The organism is Bradyrhizobium sp. 147, from assembly GCF_023073935.1.
In the GTDB taxonomy this organism is placed as follows: Bacteria; Pseudomonadota; Alphaproteobacteria; order Rhizobiales; family Xanthobacteraceae; genus Bradyrhizobium.
Map to the genome: position 1 here is coordinate 1 of NZ_JADPKL010000025.1, position 16,262 is coordinate 16,262.

A 16,262-nucleotide genomic window follows, 5' to 3' on the forward strand; every position below is an offset into this window, starting at 1 on the left:
CGTTGTTCGGCTCCTGCTCGAACTTCACCAATTGATTGTCGACGGTGTCCAGGCTCTCGCTGGTCTCCGTCAAAAACTCCCGCAACAGATCATCCATGAAAAACAGGCCTTCATACAGGAAGGGCGCGCACGAGGCGTGATGCGCCATTTCGGAATGGGGCCAGCTTCACCGCAAAGCGTTTAATATTGGTTGAGTATGTGCAAAAGAACGGAACCAACAAAGAGATAAGGCGCTCCGGACAAGCCGAAGCGCCTCATCAAGACTGGATTAATATTCCGAGCGCGAAGGGCGCGTTTACGAAGCGGTAACGGTGATGGCTTCGCCTTCCGGCGCGAGCTTCACGGTGAGCCCGCAGGCCTGCGCCAACAGCCGCGTATAATAAGGCTGGATCGCATGCGCATCCGCGGCCGGCCCGCGCTCGCCGCTCAGGAGCTCGGAGATGTTCTGCGGCAGGCGCGCATTATGTCCGGTCGCGGTGATGCGGAAGCTCATCGTCTCGCCCTCGCCGATCGGATCGATCGTCAGCATGCCGCCGCGCGGGATCGTGTGCTGGGCAACCACCAGCATATTGAGCAGCAGCTTGACGCGATTCTTCGCCAGCAGCAGCCGCGGCAGATTCCAGGTGATCGAGCACTTGCCGTCCTCGATATGGCCGCGCGCCATGGTCTGGGCATCACCGAGATCGATCTGTGCGCCGGAGGAGCCGGCCGCGCCGAAGGCAAGGCGGCAGAACTGGAGCCGGGCCGAGGCCGTCTTGGCGCTCTTGCGAATGAGGTCGAGCGCGAACTCGCGGTCCTCGGGCTTGGGATCATCGTCGAGCACTTCGAGCCCGTTGACGATAGCGCCGACGGGGCTGATGAGATCGTGGCAGACCCGCGAGCACAGCAGTGCTGCGAGTTCGAGCATATCGGGAGCAGTAGCGGTCGCAGGCGACGAGGCGTCAGACATATAATGGGGTCCTGGAGGGTTCCTGGAATGCACGGCGCTGGAGCCGCGAATCACGCATGCTTGACGGATGCTGCGGGTTCTAACATTCGCATGCCCGCGGCAGCTAGCTTGCGATCGATGAGAGGTGGCCATAAAGCCCCAACCAAATCAATCGGGGCGAATCAGTCGAGGAGGACGAAATTGCCGATGAATGAGGCATCCAGGTGAAGCGGATCATCGACGGCGCAGCCGCAACCGGCCTGCTAGAGCCGCTCACCGCACTGGTGGTGAAGGCGGGCGAAGCGATCCTCGCCGTCAACCGTGCGGCGATGCGGGTCGAGGGCAAGCAGGACGGCTCACCGGTCACCGAGGCCGACCTTGCCGCCGATGGCATCATTGCGGAGGGACTGGCGCAGCTTGCGGCCAACGTGCCGGCCCTATCGGAAGAACGGACCCAGCTCGCCTCGCCGCCGTTTCAGGGCAGCTTCTTCCTGATCGATCCGCTCGACGGCACCAAGGAATTCGTTGCCGGCCGCGACGAATTCACCGTCAACCTCGCCCTCGTGACCGAAGGCGTGCCGCTGCTCGGCATCGTCTCCGCGCCCGCGCTCGGCCTGCTCTGGCGCGGCGTCATCGGCCGCGGCGCCGAGCGCGTGAGCTTCGACGGCACGACCGTCGGCGCGGCCGAGCCAATTCACACCCGCAAGTTTCCGGCGCAGGGCGCGCCCTGGATCGCGGCGGTGAGCCGCTCGCACGGCGATCCCAGGAGCGAGGCGTTCATCGATGCCAGACCCAATGCCGTCCGAAAAACGGTCGGCTCGGCCGTGAAATTCGGCCGGATCGCGGAAGGCAGCGCCGACATCTATCCCCGCTTCGGACCGACCTCGGAATGGGACGTCGGGGCCGGCGCGGCGGTGGTAACCGCGGCCGGCGGCAGGGTGACGGACGGCAAGGGCGGCGAGCTCCGCTTCGGCCAGCGCAGCGACAGCGGCTTCATCATCCCGGAGTTCATTGCCTGGGGCGACCCGCAGGCGGTAGATCGCTACTGACCGCTTGTTACTGGCCAAGCTTATCTTGGAGGGCGGGCCAGCGCTTGCCGACCTCATAGAGAAAGCGCTCCGGGTTGGTGACGAAGGCGTCGCGATTGGCTTCCCGGCTGAACAAATAGAGCCGCTGCGCCACGATCGCGAAGAAGCGGGGATTGCCGGCGACGACGACGCCGCGGGCGATATCGGCCGGATCATAGCCACCGAATTGTGGCCCGTAGATCTCGGGATGGGACAGGAAGGAGGCCCGGTTGCCCTCGTTCCGGAAGCGCCAGACCGCGCCCCAGAGGTTCGCCTCGAACTGCGCCGTCCCTCGCGCGGCCGCGCCATCGACGAAATAGGCGACGGGATCGAAGCCCTCCATGGCGACGCCGCTGAAGCGGTTGACGACGATCCGCTCGGTGGTGGCTGCCTCTGCAGGCAACCTCGGGCAGATGATCCAAATGCCCGCCAGCAGGCAGACGAGGCAAACGCGGCGGCCGATCAAGGCAATTCCGGGGCGCAAAGGGCTATCTTCCTGCCGTTGTGCCGTCATAGTTGCTGCGGATAACATCCGAGTCGAGGGGACATCCGGCGCAACCTAGAGCCGTGCCTGTTGGCGTCAGGTTAAGGAAGCGATCGGTTTCGATACCAGGGGTTCTTTTATGACTTTCGCATCACGCCTTGCTGCGCTCGCGCTCGCCGCGATGGTCGGCTGGATCGTGCCGGCCGCCGCCCAGCAGGCGCCCCCGCCCAACCTGCCGCCGCCGCAGCGCGCCCCGACGCCCAACACCTATGGGCCGGACGAGCTCGTGACCGCGGGCCACCGCTTCTTCGGCAACGTCTCGCGCGGGCTCGCCTCGATCATCGAGAAAGCGGTCAGCCAATGGGGTCTGCCGAACGGCTACATTCTGGGTGAGGAAGGTTCCGGCGCTTTCGTCGCCGGCCTGCGCTACGGCGAAGGCACGCTCTACACCAAGAATGCCGGCGATCTGCGCGTCTACTGGCAGGGCCCCTCGCTTGGTTTCGATTGGGGCGGCGACGGCGCCCGCACCATGACGCTGGTCTATAACCTGCCCGCCACCAACGCGATCTACCAGCGCTTCGCCGGCCTCGACGGCTCGGCCTATATCATCGGCGGCTTCGGCATGACGGCGCTCACCGCCAACAACATTGTGCTGGTGCCGATCCGGTCCGGCCTCGGCCTGCGGCTCGGAGCCAATATCGGCTATCTCAAATTCACGCCGAATGCGACCTGGAACCCGTTCTAGGTCTCTTCTCCCAACTGGGTACGGATCAAGGTTAACGACGGAGCGGGACTGGCTTTTTGCCGGCGCCCCATGCCATTGTCGTTGGTAAATTTTTCCTTAGCTCTGGGAGTTCTGGCCCATGGTCGAACCGATCATGTACCTGGCGATCGGTTTCCTGCTCTCGATGCTGTGCGGGCTTGCCATCGTGCCGCTGGTGCACAACCGCGCGGTGCGCCTGACGACGCGCCGGCTCGAGGCCGCCACCCCGCTCTCGATGGCCGAGATCCAGGCCGACAAGGACCAGCTCCGCGCCGAATTCGCCATGTCGGCGCGGCGGCTCGAGATGAGCGTCGAGCAGCTCAAGAACAAGACCACCAGCCAGCTCGCCGAACTCGGCAAGAAGAGCGATGCCATCAACCGCATGAAGATCGAGTTAGGGGAGAAGAACGCCACGATCTTCGCACTGGAGGCGCGCGAGAAGGCGATGAAGGAGCAGCTTCGCGCCACTGAGGAGGAGTTCAACGCCAAGACCGAGGCGCTGCGCGCCGCCGGGATTGCGCTGGCTGACAAGCAGGCCGAGCTTGCAAAGATCAACTCTGAACTGTCGGACCGCTCGATGATGGCGGAGAGCCGCCAGGTCGAGTTGGTCGCCGTGCGCGCGCAGATCGAGGAATTGAAGAACCGCGTCGGCGATGCCGAAAAGGAATTTGCCGCGACGCAAGCGCGCCTGGCGCAGGAGCGGACCGAATCCGAGACCGCCTCGCGCGAACTCGCGGATGCCCGGGGCCGCGTCGAGAATCTGAGCCAGCGTGTCACCGAGCTCGATCGCCAGCTCATCGTGCAGGTCAAGGAGGCCGAGATGCTATCGAGCCGCGTCGCCGACCTCGAGGGGCGCCTCGCCACCCAAGGCAAGCTGCTCGCCGAGCGCGACTATGAGAACAACCAGCTGCGCCAGGCCAACGAGAGCAATGAGCGCATCATCAAGGAGCTGCGCGTCGAGATCGCCGCCTTGAGCGGCGGCAAGTCGTCGGCCCCGTTCGAAGCGCTGCGCGCGGAAAAGACCGCGCTGGAGGAGCAGCTCCGCAGCGCGCGCGACGAGCGCGCCAGACTCCAGCGCGACATCAACGCGATCCAGCAGCAGGCGGAAAGCTCCTGGGCGACCGAGCGGATGGAGAACGCGCTGCTGCGCGAGCGCATCAACGACATCGCCGCTGAGGTCGCCAAGCTGGCGATGCAGCTCGAAGGCCCGAACTCGCCGATCGAGGCGCTGCTCGCGGCCGACGCCAGCCAGCCGGCCAAGCAAGCGCCGCGCCCGGCCAACGATGCTGCGACCAACGGCGCGGCCACCCTGCCCGAGGGCGGTGGAACGCTCGCCGAGCGCATCCGCGCCCTCCAGGCCCACGCCTCCCGCGCCCGCCAGCAGGGCGCTTAACCGGGCCGAAACCCGGCCTACCAGCGAGTGGGATGGCTTGCGATCGGTTTTCCGGCCCTCCGGCGCCTGGAAACTTGACACCTTCGCCCCGCACTTCTAAATCGCGGGCTCCAATGTGCCGGCCGGCCGCAAGTCCGGCCGCCTGCATGATGGTCCCGGGCGCATAGCTCAGCGGGAGAGCGTTCCCTTCACACGGGAGAGGTCCAAGGTTCGATCCCTTGTGCGCCCACCATTAATGCCTTGGAATCAGCCACTTAGCGACCCATTGTGCGCCACCATTAATGCCTTGGAATCAGCCACTTAGCGACCCGGTTCTCCGAGTATGTGCCCCAAAAAAGCTGGGGCACAACAGGGGCACGAAGCGAGCAATGATGGCGCGACGGCCTCGGAGCGGCTCGGCTGCTCATCGTGCAACCGTCCGATGTTCTCGCCACCCAACCGGTGTAGGCGACCTCGTTTGTCTCGATGCGCTCTTGTCTGCGACGTTCCTGCACTGTTTCTCTTTGCCCTTAGTGCTTCTCAGGCGGTGAGCGATCACTCTGCCGAGCAGCAGGACTTCGGCTGCGCGCCTAAAGAAAATCCCGCCAGCCACATAGGGCTGACGGGTTCTCGTTTGCCAGTGCGTATCCGCGGTACTCGTCACCCATCCGCGATGGCGCATCGTGCAGCCATAACGGTTGACGTTGGATTACCGCTCACGATCTTAGCGGCTTCGTTCGACGTCGTCCGTAAGACCGATGGCGACGGCAGACAAGTTGAAAGTATACACTTTCCGCCCCTCAAAAACCTCACCGAGCGGCGACGCAGGCCGCCGCGTAGTAGCTCGAAGCTCTTCAGAATCATGGACAGTCTCTGATTTGCGTTTGGGTTCTGCGAGCGCACGCAGCTGGCTGACCTCATCGGCCCGGATCTTCACTCGGGGGTCCCGGTGCCAGACATCTCGAATGCGGTTTTCGGACCAACTATCGAGCCTGCGGCTTAATCTGCGAAGCACAGCCTTCAGCGACTCGCCGGCATCGCTCGCCGCCAACTTTCGAAGAAGGTCTGCGGCCTCGAGCAGAAGATGAAGCCAAGCCAGGCGCGACTGGCCCAGCTGATCGCTCGCCGCAGAAATGTCCGGGCCATAAAGGTCCTCGTCGAGGCGGACTGCACTGGCGGAGGTGCTCAATGCCGACGCGACCAGGCACGAAACACCATGTGCCCATTTCGATTTTAAAAATGTGATCCTCAACAGAGCGAGGACGTGGTGGCGAGCTTCAGGCGGATCGGCAGTCCGTCTGGATGGGTAAGCGTGTGGGCGCTCGACTGGATGAGGATTGTCTCCAATTGGAGACAAAATTACCGAGGGGGGATCGTCAGCCATACCGCGATCACCGGCATCCTAAGTACCTCGCAGATTATCGATTCCTAGTAGCTCGGTCGGAGAGCAAGCTACTGCGTGTCGTGGGCATGGAAACGAAGAACCCGATTCGCTGCGGGGCGTTTTTGCCCGCCCGCCCCCGATGTGCACGCCACCGGGATTTTACTTCCGCAACTATCTAATAACTATGAAGAATCCCGCCCGTCTTTGACCGCGAGTGTTGCATGCCGGCTACAGCAACGTAGAGGCGAACGACGTACTCTTAATCGGGCCCGGAGCCAAACGCATCCGATTCATTGAACTCGTATTTCTGGGGAGACACTCGCATGAAAAGGCTTTTAGCGGCTGCAGCCGGAACACTAACTCTGGGGCTGGTCGCTCCCGCCAGTGCGGCGGATCTGGCCGCGCGGCCATATACGAAGGCGCCTCCGATGATTGCTGCTGTTTACGACTGGAGCGGCTTTTACATCGGCATCAACGGCGGCGGCGGTTCAAGCCACAAGTGCTGGGATTTTGTGGATGCAGCCGGCATTTTCGGTGTCCCAGGCGCTCTGGTCGGCGAGGGTTGCCACAATGCTGTCGGGGGCACGGTCGGTGGCCAGATTGGCTATCGCTGGCAGTCGGCAAATTGGGTGTTCGGTTTCGAAGGCCAAGGCAACTGGGCTGACTTCAGAGGCGACAACACGAGCTTGGCGTTTGGCACTGATCGCAATCGCTCTCGCATCGACTCTTTTGGTCTGATTACCGGGCAGGTCGGTTACGCATGGAACAATGTTTTGTTCTACGTCAAGGGCGGCGCCGCGGTCGTCGGCGACAAGTATGATGTGTTTGATATTCCGACTGGCGCGCTCTTGTCGTCGGCGCGTGAAACCCGTTGGGGTGGCACCGTTGGCGCGGGTCTCGAGTATGGCTTTGCTCCGAACTGGTCGGTTGGCATCGAGTACAACCACATCTTCCTGGGCGATCGCACGATCGACTTCACCACGCCGGCTGGAGCCTTCGCAGGTAGCGACCGCATCCGCCAAGACGTTGACATCGGCTTGGTCCGCCTGAACTACAAGTTCGGCGGTCCGACGATCGCGAGGTACTGAGCAGCTTCATAAAAGAACAGGGGCCGGCTCTTAGAGCCGGCCATCTTCTTTGGAAGGCTCGAATGACAAAGACCTTCAGGCCAAACGTCCCTTCGCAGCTCGCCGTGAGCTCAACGAGGCACTCGCTTCGGGTGAACCTCACACAATTTGCGGAGCATCGGGCAGGCACTCAGACATTTCAACATTTCAGAACTCTCAAAAAAAACTGGACTGCAGCGTACAAGCATCTATCGCGCGTTCGGCGACCAACGGCTTCCGAATTTTTCAACAATTCTCAGTGTGCTCACCGCCATGGGCTTGCAGATCAAACTAGTTCCACGCACTGGCGGCAAGGGAGCGTCGAGGACATGATCAGGGCTCTCCAAAACAAGTTCAATCTCGACTGACGCGAGCCCGTTTCGGGAGAGCAAAAGCCCCGCCGGTTCGCGCTAGCGGGCCTGTGTGCTAGCAACTTGGCGTGCCGCGCGGATCGTGCGGAACGTCGCGGCACCGGCCGCAGGAGCTGTCATAAGGTAGCACCTGCGGCCTACATATCCGCGGGGGCTCGGACGCCGCCGCACCTGATGGAAGCCCGTTGTTCTCGTTTTGCGGAATGTTCTCATGCTGCCTCGGGTACTGGCCTGTTTCCGAGCGCGGTGGCCTAGTTTGAAAATCACAGTGGCCTGATTTGAGGAACCGGCCCGGAACTTTCGCGTTTGTTACGTCATGGAGGAAGGCCATGGGAGCGCGCCGCCGATTTAGCCAGTCTTCGCCCTTGGAAGAACGACTTGCCGAAGAAGCGAAAAGCCTACGCGAGCAAGCCAAGAAGCTCCCGCATGGACCGCAGCGGGAAGCCTTACTGCGTAGAGCCCGACAAAACGAGGTTGGCGCTCACATGACCGAATGGCTTATGTCGCCCGGCTTGCAGCCGCCGGAGTAAAGCGTAAGATTCAGGTGATTTGCGAAACCAAATGGGGGGCAGCGTGACGGCGCCAGACCTCGTTTTCATAATCACCATGGTTGGATTGGGCGCTCTATCCACGGTCCTCGCGTATATGCTGGTGCTGAGCCTCTAAGGCGCCCGTAAATCTCCGAAATGGACAGAGAGTAACGCCGCCTCAGTTGGCGGGCCTGTTCTGCGGGTGCAGGTTCGCGCTGGCGGGCCTATCACGTCGTGCTCAAAGGTGACGCCCTCGGGATCGTTCTCATCGAGCCATGCCTGCGCAACCTCTTCGGTCGCGAAGACCTTCAGAACCTCGCCCTGATCGTAAGTCCAAACGGTCATAATTCGCGCTCCGGGACGTCCGCTCTTGGTCTTGGATGCACGCGCGCGTCAACCAGGACCTCCGTGATGGCGTCGCGGAGGCTGTCCCGATCAAGGATCTGGATTTCAATGGTGGTTGCCGCGTCGCGCTCGCGCGTGAGATAGTCGGCCAGCGCCTTCATGGCGTCGTCGTAGCTCTGCTCGATCTGCTCGGCGGGGTGAGGCGAGCCATCTTCACGATCCTCCCGCGCTGGACTTCTTCTCCTCTTGCCGCTTCCATTTTTGGAGATAGCCCATGCGCGAGCTGGCACTGAACCGAAGAAGGCACTTCTCAGGGTTTGAGAATCGGCGATAGCGCCTATCGCGGAGATCTCGCAGGAAATCGCAAAGGCTGGCTCGCGCGAAGCACGACGGAAGTCGGCAGTGACGGCTCCGGAATAGGGGACGTGGAAAAGGTTTGCGACCGGATCGTGAACTGACAGAAACCGCTGAGTCTGACGGGACGATTTAAGCCGCTTTATGATCCGCTCGCGTCGCCGGGTCGGCGGGTGAGAATTCTCAGCGCGGTGGTTGAGAGCTTTGTGGTGGCGATGGTCGGTCGGTGTGAAAGCCCATCTCGCCCTTGCAGCGCCGTACGAACGGGGTTTGTACGCGATCATGACGCGCGGCGGCGTGGCGCCGAATTTCAAGGCCTTCTTGACAAGCCGCTGCGCAGCGCGCGAGTCTCTTCGGCGCTGGATTAAGACCTCGAGAACGAGCCCTTTCTGGTCAACAGCGCGCCAGAGCCAATGTTGTTCGGCCGCGTCGAGATAGCGATTTCGTTCAGATGCCATTTGTCGCCGCGCGCGGAGCGCGCTGGCGGATCCAAAAGGAGAACGCCTTGCCGAATTGGTTCCCCGCTGGCGCACGGTTTAATAGGTCACGACAATGCCGCGCGCCGCCAGCATTTCCTCGACCATGCGCGAGCTTAAGGAAACGGGAAATACATCCAAACGGCATAGCAGATCCCTTCCAGTGGGAAACCATGACGGCGAAAAAGAACCCCGGGCGGTTGGCATGCCGCTCGTCTGCCCGCTCGGCCGCTCCAATTCGTTAATTTGACCGTGCCTTCTGCCCTCAACCCTCGGCTGCTCCGTCCTGTCAACGCCATGCAGCTGAAGCACTACACTCTTCACGTCTTCAAACCGATGCGAACAATTGTTTTCGCGGGCGTCTCCTTTCTTTGAGGTCAGCGACGACTCCTCATCTTGCCCCCGGAGTAGCGGAAAGGGCCGTCCACCCCAGCACGAGAGCCCGGTGCGGCTGGCCCGCACGCGTTTGGCCCTTTACACCGCATTTTGGTGCTCCGGGCCGGGAAGCCCAATCGTTGTGGGGCGCTAAGCACGGCGCCGCAGACACTTACCGAAGCGATCGGCGATGGGATCTCGAACACAAATGCGCAAAACTGCTTCATTCACGATCTGAAGCATAGCCGGGTCTTAGGCTATTCGGACCCGGCCATCGCAAGCGCGGCGACAAGCGCCGCGATGCTGTTTTTCAAGCGAAAGGAAGTCGGGGTCTCCACGCTCGCGATCGAATTTCAGTCGGACCCCGTTGTCGATCTGTTCGAGGAGCCCGCGCCGGCTTCGAGTTCATCGAGGATTTCCTCTCGGTGGCGGTCTGCTTGATGGTGTCACCACAGCGACGCTCTGGCGCGAGACACTCAGGTAACTACATCCTGAGGCGCGCGAACTGCATCGACGCGTGCTCCGCCTCGGGAAGGGAGTAGCCTGAGGCGATGCTCAACAACGACTTACAGAACGCAGGCGTGAGCTTGCCGCGGTGGATCACGACGTTCTCGTGCCCCTTGGCGGCTTGAGCGCTCTGCCATTGCCGATTGTAGCCGCGCTGTTCATGGGACTTCACGTGGCAAGCGGCGAAGTCGGCGACGCCCAGCGTGGCCAACTGCGAGGCACGTACCGGCAGCTTGGTATGGATGTGCACCCACATCGGATTTGGCGTCCTACCACTGCGCAGCGCCTTGGGCTGCAGCTCGATCTCGAACAGCGTCGCTGGCTCGATCTTCTTCAAGGCTTGGGGTGAATACACAGACGCAAGTTCTTCGGCCGCCCGCAACTGTTCAAGGTACTTCTGCGACGGAAACGCATAGGTCTTCATGCAATCGATCGTGATCCCCGCCTTTTGCGCGTTCACTGAGTTTGCCTGTCCCTGAACCTCGGACAACATCGCCTTAAGCCGGACTATTTTGTTGTGCACTTCGGTCAATTGCGCAGGCTTGAGTAGGCCACGTCGGCGGGGCTCCTCCAGCGCGGCTACACAGGTCTTAATCTCGGTGGCCTGCGTCTGCAGGCGCTTAAGGACGAGATCCACGACGTGGTCGGCGTCCTCGGGCTTCATCTGGCGCGCTTGCGAGACGGCGCTTTGCTGAGCCGGCAGATCGAACTGCAGCAGCTCGTCCAATCGCTTGAGTAATCCCGTCAGTGCGTTCCTGGAGGGCGGAGCCTGCCACATCGCCAGGTGCCCGGTCGCCGATGATGACGCCCTCGCGCGTGCCTCCTCCGCACTCGCGAGTTTCTTCGTACCCAGATCCGAGAGTACGATAACCGTGGCAGCGTCGGGCCTGGCGAGCTGCGGCTCGCGCAGCCCGGCCGTCGAACTCCGCTCGCCTGCGGCCGGTGCGCGCTTGCCTTTCCCCTTCCTACGCGCCGCGTGGCTCTCAGCCGCTAAGTCGGTCTTTTCCGATATCGCAGTCTGGGCAGGCGGCTCCACTTGCGTCTTTGGCTGCACTGCCAATAGTCGCGTGACTTGATGCGCGGTGACCCATGCACCTTCCATGATCTGGTCCAACTGTTCCAATAGAAGGTCGGCATCCGTTCCAGCATCCCTTAGCGTGGCACCGATGCGTTCCACCCCTGAGGCCAATTCCGAATGCCGTTCCATGACTCCTTCCAGAACGGTGCAGTGCTCTGCGTCGAGTGGCTCTCCGTGCTCGTTCAGAACGGCTTTGTACGTCGAGTTGAATGCCGGAAAAGCATCCTGGATATAGGTCCCGAGCAGACGCACCCGCCCGTTCTCATCCATGAGGGCGTCCCTCACGGTTGGTTCAAACGTGCTCGCCTGAGACTCAATCAGAAGCTTCGCGAGCTTAATCCGCGCTTCCAGATACAAGCACCCATCATAAAGTGCCGAGCCGGTATGCAGGCGTAGTGCGGCCTCGATGGGCTTCCGCATCTCGGGCGTCGTGCTTGGCAACTTGGCAGTGGTCTCGCAGACGGACACCATCCGTTCCGAGCGTAACAGCTTCTTTCCCCACCACTCGATGACAGGCACATGGTCCTTCACCATACTGGAAGCCACTCGGCTCAACTGGTCGGGTGTAGCGTTGGATTTGATCCGCTGGAACAGGTCTGCCGAATTCTTTCTGCGCTCTTGCAAGTCGGAGATAATCGCTCTGCCCACAATCTTGCCTTGACGCCCCGCATCGAGCACGGCAGAGCAGCATTGACGGGCCTTAGCGTCGGACAGAATGATCGGCGCGACGGCCGGGCGCAGGCTCGCGTAGTACTCCAGAACTGCCGAGCCTGCTTTGACGAACCGATCGGCCAGCTCTAGCGCCTCCTTCGAGTTCTGGGCTTGCATGCCCGCATTACCGCAAGCGGCAAGTTCCTCACGCAGGCGGTCCATGTGTCGCCTTGCTGCGTTGATTTCTTCCTCTGACGAGGAAATGGAGACTGCCACACCGGAAGTTGGCTGGCTGGCGACCGGCGCCGTGTCTCCACCCTCCGACACTGAGGTAAAGCCGCGCCGCCGCGCAGTGACTGCACGTGGCGCAGCGGCTGCACGTGCCGCAGCGCCTAGGATTCGATCTGGGCCAACGGAGGGACCGGAAGACCTGTCGCCAAGGGCATCGTCGGCACCGCGCGCCGTGCTAGCGGAGGGCGTCCCTCTATCTTGGGGCCCAGAGCGCATCCGCTCCACAACGGAATCGAACGATTGACTGCCTTCCCCAGGGGCTAGACTTGAGTGCGAGCGTGAACTGCTCGATCCGGCTCCAGCATCTCCAGTGCGCGATCTTCCAGATCGGCCAATGCCCGTCATATTCCATCTCCAATCAAGTCGAGAATGCGCAGCCTGTCTGGATAGACAGGCTGGCTGACGAGTAGCTGACGAAGGGCGTTTTTCCGGTTGCACAGGAAACCCACACCGCCGTGGATCGTGGTCGAGTAGCTCGGCCATTTGGCGTTGCCCCCACACATCCGGGCAGACGGCTTTGGCGAGTAGGCCGGCGGAATCTCACCGCCGGCCTCTCAAGGATCCCAGCGTGAGACTCTCGCGTCACTAGGCTCCCATCAGGCGAACGAGCCGCGTATGCCGATCTTCCATTGTGCGAACAACCCGGGACGTTCGCGAGATAGTCGTTCGAGAACGCGGCCGGTCTTGGCCTTGCGACCCCATAAAGCGTTTGAACTTCCGCATCATCCAAGCCTCGATTGTCTGATTGACGTATCGAAGGATTGACCCAGAGGCGCCCGCCTGAATCGACCGTAATACACAATCCCCCGCAGGAGGGGATTGAGCTGCCGAGCGATGTCAGCCATTGACACATGGGTCCGTTTTCGGAGGTTAAATCCCGGATTGCCGCCCGCATAAACTTCAGCGCCGAAGCGCTGAGCCGAGGCAGAAAACTGCAAAACACCGAGGCGTTTTGAGAGCTCTTTGCCTGTCGCGGCCGGAAGCAGTAGCCGAGGAAGTCAAACTTGACGTTCGAAACCGGGCATATGTCACGCGCGAGGAGCACGTCCGGCGCGAGCGCTTCCTTCAAGTTCACTTCTGAACCGGCCCCTGCAATAGCGAAATACCAGTCGGTCCCAGCCCGCTCTTATCATTCGAATCGTCTTGTCCCACAGGCAATCTTCGAACAGCGCGCTCCAGGTAATACGACGGATCATCGTCAGACGAATCCGTCTCGCAGCTCTCTTGACTATCGCTATCCTCGACTTTGGAAAGATACTTTGTAGGCCTGTCTACTCGGTGCCACTGGTCGTTCTCGTTCTTCGTCCACACTTTTGGATGCTGTTGAGGATCAAGCACCCAGTTATTGCGACCCACGAACAAAACCCATTTCCGCTAGATGGGGTTCCATACCTCCTACGCCAGGACGTGATAAGACCAGCGGATGATCGCCGTCCATTCGCAGTTCATGCTCCAGCAGGATATCGCCCGCGTTCTCGGCGAGCGGATAAGTAACGCGTAGGTCTACCACGGACGTGATATCGTTACGCCCGAACTGTTGGCGAAAATGGTCTCCCTTGATCCGGACCGAGCCTCCGGCTCCTAAAAACCCTACAGTTTCGTTACCCAACCTGATAGCTGAAAAATCGCGCGGGCTTATCCGGATCATCGTAAGTACTGGAATAGCCTCCTCCCACCGACAGTTGCAGCCCGCTCGGCTTTCTCCGATCAAAATCCGAGTACTCGTGCGGGTTACTGGCGATGTGCATGATTTCACTGGACAAGAATCTCTTCACTTTGCGCATGAAAGATTCTCAGTCGACGATCTTGATAATGGGCGGATTGGAACGCAGGGAGTATGGCGTCGCGCCCGCCGACGACGACCCACCTCGCTCCAGGCCGGCAACCGCTTCCGCAAAACGGAGCCACCGATTCTGCCATACATCAGATCGCTCCCGGTCGGCAAGATGCACGCGATTGAGTCGTGCCGCGACAAGCTTTGCCGAGGAGGATATACAACCTAGCTGACCACAACCTGACCAAAGCATCTGTCCGCACTCCGATGCGACTGCCAAGCACTCTGCGGAAGACTTATTGGCCGTCAAGCTCTCTAGGATCGGGGCGCTTCGGCTGAGACGGAACAACTTGCTGACGCGCGGTCATGCACCATGCGATTCCGGAGCAAGTCGCCCACCGATTCCGAGATGATGCACCATTCTGATCAGACGTAGAATGACAACAACATTTTTTCCCGCGTCCGGATGGAGCAGAACCGACATTGCTTGGCGAGTGACCATCACGTGGGTTTGCTAGTCCAGAAGAGTCGGCGCCCAATGTGAGCCTTGCAGGAAGACGCCGCCATGCAAATCACCAAAATTATCGCTCGCCCCACCAAATTGCCAGCGACAGATTGCGTTCGGTCATCAGGGCATCAGGTGCGGCTAGGAGACTGAGACACAGACCTCAGACGTGTTGTCACTATCCAGGATGCGAATGCAATCCATCCAAAGAATTGATTTCACACTTCATGTGCTGCCGGGTAGGGAAAGCGCCGTGCATCACGCAACATGGTAGGTTTGCTGTCGGTAAAGCTGCGATGAGTACGTGATCATGGACGCCGCGATCGGATTGTAGGCACGGTTTTGCCCGGTGCGGCCAACTTCATGTCACCCCCCGTCTTTGGATTGTGCGGCCGTTGAGCAGTTCATTCCGCAGCGTCTCGGTGATTTTATAAAAGTTCGAAAAAGGAAGGCGCGGCAGGACGGCCTCGTTATGGCGTTCTCCAGCTGAGCGTAGCCGCGCTTGGCCATCACTGTCGCTCCAGTGATCGGAGCACGAAGGAGACTCACCTTCCAGGCCGAATGAGGAAGTTCGTTGCTCAAGCACGGAACGTCTGCCGGCGTGTGAGGCTTTGCAAATTGAGGGCCGCGATGCAAATTGCCTATCATCGCTGCTCCCCATCAAACCTGCGGCCGTGCGGCTGCGCTCGCCATCGGGAGCATCGATCGTGATGAGGAGATTTAGATCCAGACCATGGAACGGCATTGTCACTGCTCCGCCATGTGAATGCATCGATCCAAACCATCGATTTCACCAATCAATGTGTTCTCGGCAATCATCTCGGCCTCAGGATCTCGGCGACAACTACCGGGATTGTTCCGGCGCTGAGCGGGGTGCTGCCCGCCTATCGATGCATTTGATTGATTGCCGCCTATGTCCCGGTGGCGAGAGCACATTCGACGTCACCAAGATGCATGCGCGCCACGTGAGACAGTGAACAACGCCAGTCGAGCTTACAATGGAATCCCGATCCAGTATGCGATTCGCCAGCACCGCTGCTCTTCGTCTATTCCGGATTCCAACGCTTACGCGGAGGCCGGACTGTTCAATTCCGCGCATGCTCGAACCTGACGTGGTGGGTGTCTTGGCGTGACTTAATAGGAGGTCGCGGAATGCGAACGCTACTCGTTGATCATGAGACAGACCCAGCGCGCGTTGTACAAGAAGCGCTCTCCGATTGCGGTTTTGCCGTTGACGTAGCGTGCACCCTGGACGAGGCGGCCGCCGCTTTTTGTTGCGCCAGCTATGACATTCTCTTGCTCGAGTTGGTTCTACCGGATGGGGACGGCTTGGATTGGCTGAAGCAGTTGAGACGTGACGGACATTCGATGCCTGCCGTGATGATGAGTAACTTCAACGAGCTCGGTAGGCGCATAGCGCTATTTAATGGCGGTGCGGACGACTTCCTGCCCAAGCCCGTATCTACTGATGAACTCATCGCACGGATGCGCGCTACTCTGCGCCGATCAACGCAAATGATGGCCCCCATCGTTACCTTTGGCAATCTGCGATTCGATTCGATCGGTCGGCAAGCGTCGGTCAATGGTCGACCGCTGAAGATTGCCCGCCGCGAGGTGTGCATTCTCGAACATCTGCTCAGCCGCGCCGGCCGCACCGTGGCTCGCGCGTCATTGCAGGATAGCCTCTATGCATTTGACGACGAGGTCTCCACCAATGCGCTTGAGGTCGGAATCTATCGTTTGCGCGGTCATTTGAGTCAGTCCGGTGCGTCGCTACGGATCAAAACCGCGCGCGGGATCGGCTACGTCCTTGAATTGAAATGCGCGGCATCGACCGCGCAGCCAATCGAACTTGAAAGAAACGACCATCTTGAGCATCATTCTTGACAAGCATGCCGGCG

Annotated in this window: 10 protein-coding genes, 1 tRNA gene and 1 pseudogene; 7 read left to right on the forward strand and 5 right to left on the reverse strand. The window is 60.7% G+C overall.

Annotated features, from left to right (window positions below; all coding sequences use genetic code 11):
* Positions 1–295: 295 nt before the first annotated feature.
* Positions 296–949 (reverse strand): histidine phosphotransferase family protein, encoded by a 654-nt coding sequence (locus IVA87_RS06965; protein ID WP_247302581.1) that lies wholly within the window; start codon positions 947–949, stop codon positions 296–298.
* Between the two features lie 197 nt (positions 950–1,146).
* On the opposite strand from IVA87_RS06965, the gene IVA87_RS06970 reads away from it, so the two are divergent.
* A complete protein-coding gene (locus tag IVA87_RS06970; RefSeq protein ID WP_247302592.1) occupies positions 1,147–1,977 on the forward strand; it encodes a 3'(2'),5'-bisphosphate nucleotidase CysQ in 831 nt (276 codons plus the stop codon).
* A 7-nt stretch (positions 1,978–1,984) separates the two neighbouring features.
* Here IVA87_RS06970 and IVA87_RS06975 read toward each other — a convergent pair whose 3' ends face one another.
* Positions 1,985–2,479 (reverse strand): YHS domain-containing (seleno)protein, encoded by a 495-nt coding sequence (locus IVA87_RS06975; protein ID WP_247302580.1) that lies wholly within the window; start codon positions 2,477–2,479, stop codon positions 1,985–1,987.
* 139 nt (positions 2,480–2,618) lie between these two features.
* On the opposite strand from IVA87_RS06975, the gene IVA87_RS06980 reads away from it, so the two are divergent.
* From IVA87_RS06980 to IVA87_RS06990, 3 genes are all read left to right on the forward strand, one after another.
* Entirely contained in the window at positions 2,619–3,224 is a 606-nt protein-coding gene (locus tag IVA87_RS06980) for a DUF1134 domain-containing protein (RefSeq protein WP_247333064.1), read from the forward strand.
* A gap of 118 nt (positions 3,225–3,342) precedes the next feature.
* Positions 3,343–4,635: a hypothetical protein gene (locus IVA87_RS06985; protein WP_247302576.1), complete on the forward strand. Its 1,293-nt coding sequence runs from the start codon at positions 3,343–3,345 to the stop codon at positions 4,633–4,635.
* Positions 4,636–4,792: 157 nt separating this feature from the next.
* Positions 4,793–4,867 (forward strand) — tRNA-Val (locus IVA87_RS06990).
* 471 nt (positions 4,868–5,338) lie between these two features.
* On the opposite strand, the gene IVA87_RS06995 is transcribed toward IVA87_RS06990, so the two are convergent.
* Positions 5,339–5,803 (reverse strand): hypothetical protein, encoded by a 465-nt coding sequence (locus tag IVA87_RS06995; protein WP_247333066.1) that lies wholly within the window; start codon positions 5,801–5,803, stop codon positions 5,339–5,341.
* A 518-nt stretch (positions 5,804–6,321) separates the two neighbouring features.
* On the opposite strand from IVA87_RS06995, the gene IVA87_RS07000 reads away from it, so the two are divergent.
* Positions 6,322–7,086, forward strand: a complete 765-nt coding sequence (locus tag IVA87_RS07000; RefSeq protein ID WP_247333068.1) for an outer membrane beta-barrel protein — start codon at positions 6,322–6,324, stop codon at positions 7,084–7,086.
* A 147-nt stretch (positions 7,087–7,233) separates the two neighbouring features.
* Complete coding sequence (locus IVA87_RS35295; RefSeq protein ID WP_346015858.1) at positions 7,234–7,437, forward strand: hypothetical protein; 204 nt, start codon at positions 7,234–7,236, stop codon at positions 7,435–7,437.
* A gap of 1,203 nt (positions 7,438–8,640) precedes the next feature.
* Here IVA87_RS35295 and IVA87_RS07010 read toward each other — a convergent pair.
* Both IVA87_RS07010 and IVA87_RS07015 read right to left on the reverse strand, forming a co-directional pair.
* A pseudogene (locus IVA87_RS07010) lies at positions 8,641–9,387 on the reverse strand (IS6 family transposase); the annotation flags it as partial.
* Between the two features lie 652 nt (positions 9,388–10,039).
* Positions 10,040–12,427: a hypothetical protein gene (locus IVA87_RS07015; RefSeq protein ID WP_346658341.1), complete on the reverse strand. Its 2,388-nt coding sequence runs from the start codon at positions 12,425–12,427 to the stop codon at positions 10,040–10,042.
* 3,086 nt (positions 12,428–15,513) lie between these two features.
* On the opposite strand from IVA87_RS07015, the gene IVA87_RS07020 reads away from it, so the two are divergent.
* Entirely contained in the window at positions 15,514–16,248 is a 735-nt protein-coding gene (locus IVA87_RS07020) for a response regulator transcription factor (protein ID WP_247333073.1), read from the forward strand.
* The last annotated feature ends 14 nt before the right edge of the window (positions 16,249–16,262 follow it).

Excerpts from the sequence above, each read along its gene's own strand:
- IVA87_RS06965 (WP_247302581.1), bottom strand. The coding sequence starts at position 949 with ATGTCTGACGCCTCGTCGCCTGCGACCGCTACTGCTCCCGATATGCTC.
- IVA87_RS06980 (WP_247333064.1), top strand. The coding sequence starts at position 2,619 with ATGACTTTCGCATCACGCCTTGCTGCGCTCGCGCTCGCCGCGATGGTC.
- IVA87_RS06985 (WP_247302576.1), top strand. The coding sequence starts at position 3,343 with ATGGTCGAACCGATCATGTACCTGGCGATCGGTTTCCTGCTCTCGATG.
- IVA87_RS07000 (WP_247333068.1), top strand. The coding sequence starts at position 6,322 with ATGAAAAGGCTTTTAGCGGCTGCAGCCGGAACACTAACTCTGGGGCTG.
- IVA87_RS07015 (WP_346658341.1), bottom strand. The coding sequence starts at position 12,427 with ATGACGGGCATTGGCCGATCTGGAAGATCGCGCACTGGAGATGCTGGA.
- IVA87_RS07020 (WP_247333073.1), top strand. The coding sequence starts at position 15,514 with ATGCGAACGCTACTCGTTGATCATGAGACAGACCCAGCGCGCGTTGTA.